This is a genomic window from Betaproteobacteria bacterium (assembly GCA_016791345.1).
In the GTDB taxonomy this organism is placed as follows: Bacteria; Pseudomonadota; Gammaproteobacteria; order Burkholderiales; family JAEUMW01; genus JAEUMW01.
Genome location: JAEUMW010000155.1, coordinates 1 through 3,440 on the forward strand (window position 1 = coordinate 1; position 3,440 = coordinate 3,440).

At 64.0% G+C, this 3,440-nt stretch carries 6 protein-coding genes; 2 read left to right on the forward strand and 4 right to left on the reverse strand.

Features of this window, described 5'->3' with window-relative positions; translation table 11 throughout:
• Together JNK68_06240 and JNK68_06245 are read left to right on the forward strand one after the other, a co-directional pair.
• The coding region (locus JNK68_06240; GenBank protein MBL8539955.1) for a hypothetical protein at positions 1-257 on the forward strand (257 nt) is incomplete at its 5' end.
• Positions 258-730: 473 nt separating this feature from the next.
• The gene (locus JNK68_06245; GenBank protein ID MBL8539956.1) at positions 731-1,042 is read left to right on the forward strand and encodes a hypothetical protein; all 312 of its coding nucleotides are present in this window, start codon (positions 731-733) and stop codon (positions 1,040-1,042) included.
• Positions 1,043-1,059: 17 nt separating this feature from the next.
• Here the strand turns inward: JNK68_06245 and JNK68_06250 are convergent, their stop codons facing one another.
• The 4 genes from JNK68_06250 to fdhD form a co-directional block, all read right to left on the reverse strand.
• Positions 1,060-1,263 carry a hypothetical protein gene (locus tag JNK68_06250; GenBank protein MBL8539957.1) on the reverse strand — a complete coding sequence of 68 codons (204 nt, stop codon included), beginning with the start codon at positions 1,261-1,263 and terminating at the stop codon, positions 1,060-1,062.
• Between the two features lie 225 nt (positions 1,264-1,488).
• Positions 1,489-2,148: a peptide-methionine (S)-S-oxide reductase MsrA gene (gene msrA / locus JNK68_06255; GenBank protein MBL8539958.1), complete on the reverse strand. Its 660-nt coding sequence runs from the start codon at positions 2,146-2,148 to the stop codon at positions 1,489-1,491.
• Positions 2,149-2,300: 152 nt separating this feature from the next.
• Positions 2,301-2,507, reverse strand: coding sequence for a formate dehydrogenase subunit delta (locus JNK68_06260; GenBank protein MBL8539959.1), 207 nt, complete (start codon positions 2,505-2,507; stop codon positions 2,301-2,303).
• A 9-nt stretch (positions 2,508-2,516) separates the two neighbouring features.
• A complete protein-coding gene (gene fdhD / locus JNK68_06265) occupies positions 2,517-3,338 on the reverse strand; it encodes a formate dehydrogenase accessory sulfurtransferase FdhD (GenBank protein MBL8539960.1) in 822 nt (273 codons plus the stop codon).
• Positions 3,339-3,440 lie beyond the last annotated feature (102 nt).

Consider the following 3,440-nt stretch of genomic DNA (forward strand, 5'->3'; position numbering starts at 1 on the left):
TCGATCTCGCCTTCGACGATATCCTTGATCAGAACCGGCGCTCCGGCGCTGCGCAGTTCATCGATCATGATTCTCAACCGGTCCAGGGCTTCGAGATTGCCGCTGCTGCGCTTGCGCTCGTTCGGCCCGCTCTTTTCCTGAGCCGTCAGACGCGCTTTCTCAAGCGCCTGCTTGTACAGATCGCCGTACCGCATGTTGAAGGTTTCCTAAAAGTCGGCGTGTTGAAAAAACAGGGTCGTTGCCTCCGGCAAACCTGACCGCCGGACCCACTGCCACTCCCCCGCCGTGTGTGCAAAGCCCACCGAAAAAAGCTGGCGGGCCCTGGACGATCGATGGCGTCCGAAACGCTTGCGTTTGCCACGCGTGTTGTTCCGTACTGATCTTCACGTGATACCGGAACAGCTCACATCACTATTGCGGTGTGCGCCCATTAGCTTAGTGCGAGTGTCGCCGCAAAACAACAAAATCGATAAAAATCTAATGACAACGTCGCGTTTCGAATGTTCGATGCGAGATTGACCTTAGCAACCAATGCGCCACTTAAAGTTTAAGTATTAATATCAATACTATATTTTCATGCGTTAAACTTTCTTCTAACTTATCGCTGTCGCTTGTCGGCGACATCGACTGTCGGCCCGCGTCAACCGTCCGTCGTTTGCCTAAGACGATGCCCCATGCATAGAATGCACGCTCCAATCCCGTCTCCCGGAGGAGCGACATGAAGCAGGTGATGAGCTGGGCAATCGTGGCTGGATTCGCGACGCTTATGGGCGCGGGTGCCGCTTATGGCGCGGAAGGGGCGACCCCGCAGCAGCAGCGTATGACCGACTGCAACAAGACCGCCGGCGAGAAGGGATTGAAGGGCGATGAGCGCAAGCAGTTCATGAGCGCCTGCCTGAGCGGGAAGGGCGGTGACGCCACGCCCGCCGCCGGGTCCACTCAGCAGGAGAAGATGAAGACCTGCAACGCGGAAGCCGGCAAGCAGAATCTGAAGGACGACGACCGCAAGAAATTCATGAGCAGCTGCCTGAGCGGCGGCTGATCCCCGCTGCCCTGCCGCTATCTTTCCAGCGGTTCGATGCGGTCGCCCGTCACGCGCACCCGCTGGCCGGTTTGCGCAGCGGGGCGCTGGTCGACGAGCACGACTCCCTGAGTGCCGTCCTTGTAGAAGATGGTGACCTCGTAGCGGACGCGGATCACGTCCTGCTCGGTGTCGTTGCTGAAAAGCGAGCCGACGACGCCTGTCCAGTTACTGGACGACATACCGCGCTCCTTGAGCTCGCGGACCAAGCCCACGGTCCCGATCCGCGAGGTCTCGGTAGGAGGCGCTGCCTGCTTCGAAGCGGCGGCGTCGGCAGGCGGTGACGCCGGCTTCTGCGGGGGCTGACTACAGCCGGCAAACAGGATTGCAACAAGCAGCAACGCAGCGGTGAGGTCGGCTCGCATCCATGCAACCTGCCACAGTGCGAAGCCTTGGTAAAGGTGGGGCTATCCTGCCCCGGTGCCGGACAGCCCTACCGGGCACGCAACGCCGGTGCCGCCGAGACCGCAGTAACCGGCGGGATTCTTCGCGAGATACTGCTGGTGATAGCCTTCCGCGTAGTAGAACTCGGGAGCCGGCTGGATCTCGGTGGTGATCGCCCCATAAGCGTGCTGCGCCAGCCGCTGACCGTAAGCGTCGCGCGAGGCTTGCGCCGCCTCCAGTTGCTCGGGGCCGTAGGTGAAGATCGCCGAACGGTACTGCGTGCCGACGTCGTTGCCCTGGCGCATGCCCTGCGTCGGATCATGCGACTCCCAGAACACCTTGAGCAGCGCATCGAAGCTGACGACCGCCGGGTCGTAGACGACGAGCACGGCCTCGGTGTGCCCGGTGCGGCCGCTGCAGACTTCGTCGTAGGTCGGATTCGGCGTCAGACCTCCGGCGTACCCCACCGCTGTCGTGTACACACCCGCCACGTTCCAGAACTTGCGCTCCGCACCCCAGAAGCAGCCGAGCGCGAACACCGCCTGCTCCAGTCCGGCGGGAAACGGCGGCTTGATCGGGTGGCCGTTCACGAAGTGACGATCGGGAACGGCAAGCGGCGTGCTCCGGCCCTTGAGCGCGTGCTCGGGCTTGGGAAGCGTGGTCTTGGTGCCGAACATGAACATGGTCTGCCCCCAGCGCTGTGGTTTTCCGGGAACCTGCGCGGGCCGCTTCGCCCGGCGCAGAAAGGGAAACCCGGCTGCGTGTACAGCGGCCCCACGCAGCACAGCCTGAGATCGGCAGAACGCCTCCAGGTTCAGCCGAATGCGCCGGCTCTTTAGAGACGCCTCGCGGCTTCCAGCGCCAGCGGGGTCAGCCCCTCCCCGCCCGCGCTTACGTGCGCCACCAGCCGCTCCCGCATCCGCGGATCCCAGAAGCGCGTGAGGTGTACCGTCACTCCCTTCACGGCTTCTTCGTGGTCGGGCTCCGCCTGGAAGAAACCCGCAATGCTGTTGGCCATCTTGACGAGACGCTCGGGATCCATGTTTCTGCCTCAGCTTTGAAGTCGTGCTGCATGCGTGTACGCCGTCTGCCGGCCCTCGCGCGCAAAGCCAACCAGAGTAACCCTGGCCGCCTGCGCCTGCCGGATGGCAAAGGCAGTCGGGGCGGAGATGGCGGCGAGCAGCGGAATGCGGGCCGTGGCCGCCTTGTGCACCATCTCGTAACTGGCACGGCTGGTGACGACGACGAATCCCGCGGACGCATCGGTCCGGGCGCGGGCGAGTGCCCCGATCACCTTGTCGAGCGCGTTGTGTCGACCGACATCCTCGCGCAGGCACTGCAGATTGCCCTCCGCATCGGCCCAGGCCGCGGCGTGAACCGCGCCCGTGATGCGGTTGAGCTCGGGCGCGTGCCCGACAGCCACGACGGCCCGCTGCACGGCATCCGCCCGGAACTGCACGGCAGCGTCGACACTCGGCACTGGACGCAGCGCGTTTTCCAGCATCTGCTCGCCGCAGAGCCCGCAACCTGTCGCGCCCGCGAGATTCTTCTGCCGCCCCGACAAGGCCTCCGAGCGAGATTTCGGCACGCTCACGTACACGGAATAGCCCTGCGCTTCCGGCACGACTTCAACGCCGCCGATCTCGTCGGCCGAGGCGACCACACCCTCGCTCAGGCTGAAGCCGAAGGCGAAATCCTCGAGGTCGAGCGGGGAAGCCAGCATCACCGCAAACGGATGGCCGTTGTAGACGAACGCAACAGGGACTTCCTCCGCCACCTCGTCGCGTACGCACCTGCGGGCGTCCGCAGTGACTCGCTCCGCCTCGACCGTCAAGTGGGCGGATCCCAGGCTCATCAGGCCGCAGTCGCTCATGGCCTACGACGCAACCTGCGCATTGTCGAGCAGCTCGCGCTGATGCTCGCTGAAGCTGCGGAAGCGCTTCTGCCACTCGGAGGGCTGGGTCACGCTCTCGAC

Coding starts and splice junctions, on each gene's coding strand:
- JNK68_06260 (MBL8539959.1), bottom strand. CDS start 2,507: ATGGATCCCGAGCGTCTCGTCAAGATGGCCAACAGCATTGCGGGTTTC.
- JNK68_06250 (MBL8539957.1), bottom strand. CDS start 1,263: ATGTCGTCCAGTAACTGGACAGGCGTCGTCGGCTCGCTTTTCAGCAAC.
- fdhD (MBL8539960.1), bottom strand. CDS start 3,338: ATGAGCGACTGCGGCCTGATGAGCCTGGGATCCGCCCACTTGACGGTC.
- JNK68_06245 (MBL8539956.1), top strand. CDS start 731: ATGAGCTGGGCAATCGTGGCTGGATTCGCGACGCTTATGGGCGCGGGT.
- msrA (MBL8539958.1), bottom strand. CDS start 2,148: ATGTTCATGTTCGGCACCAAGACCACGCTTCCCAAGCCCGAGCACGCG.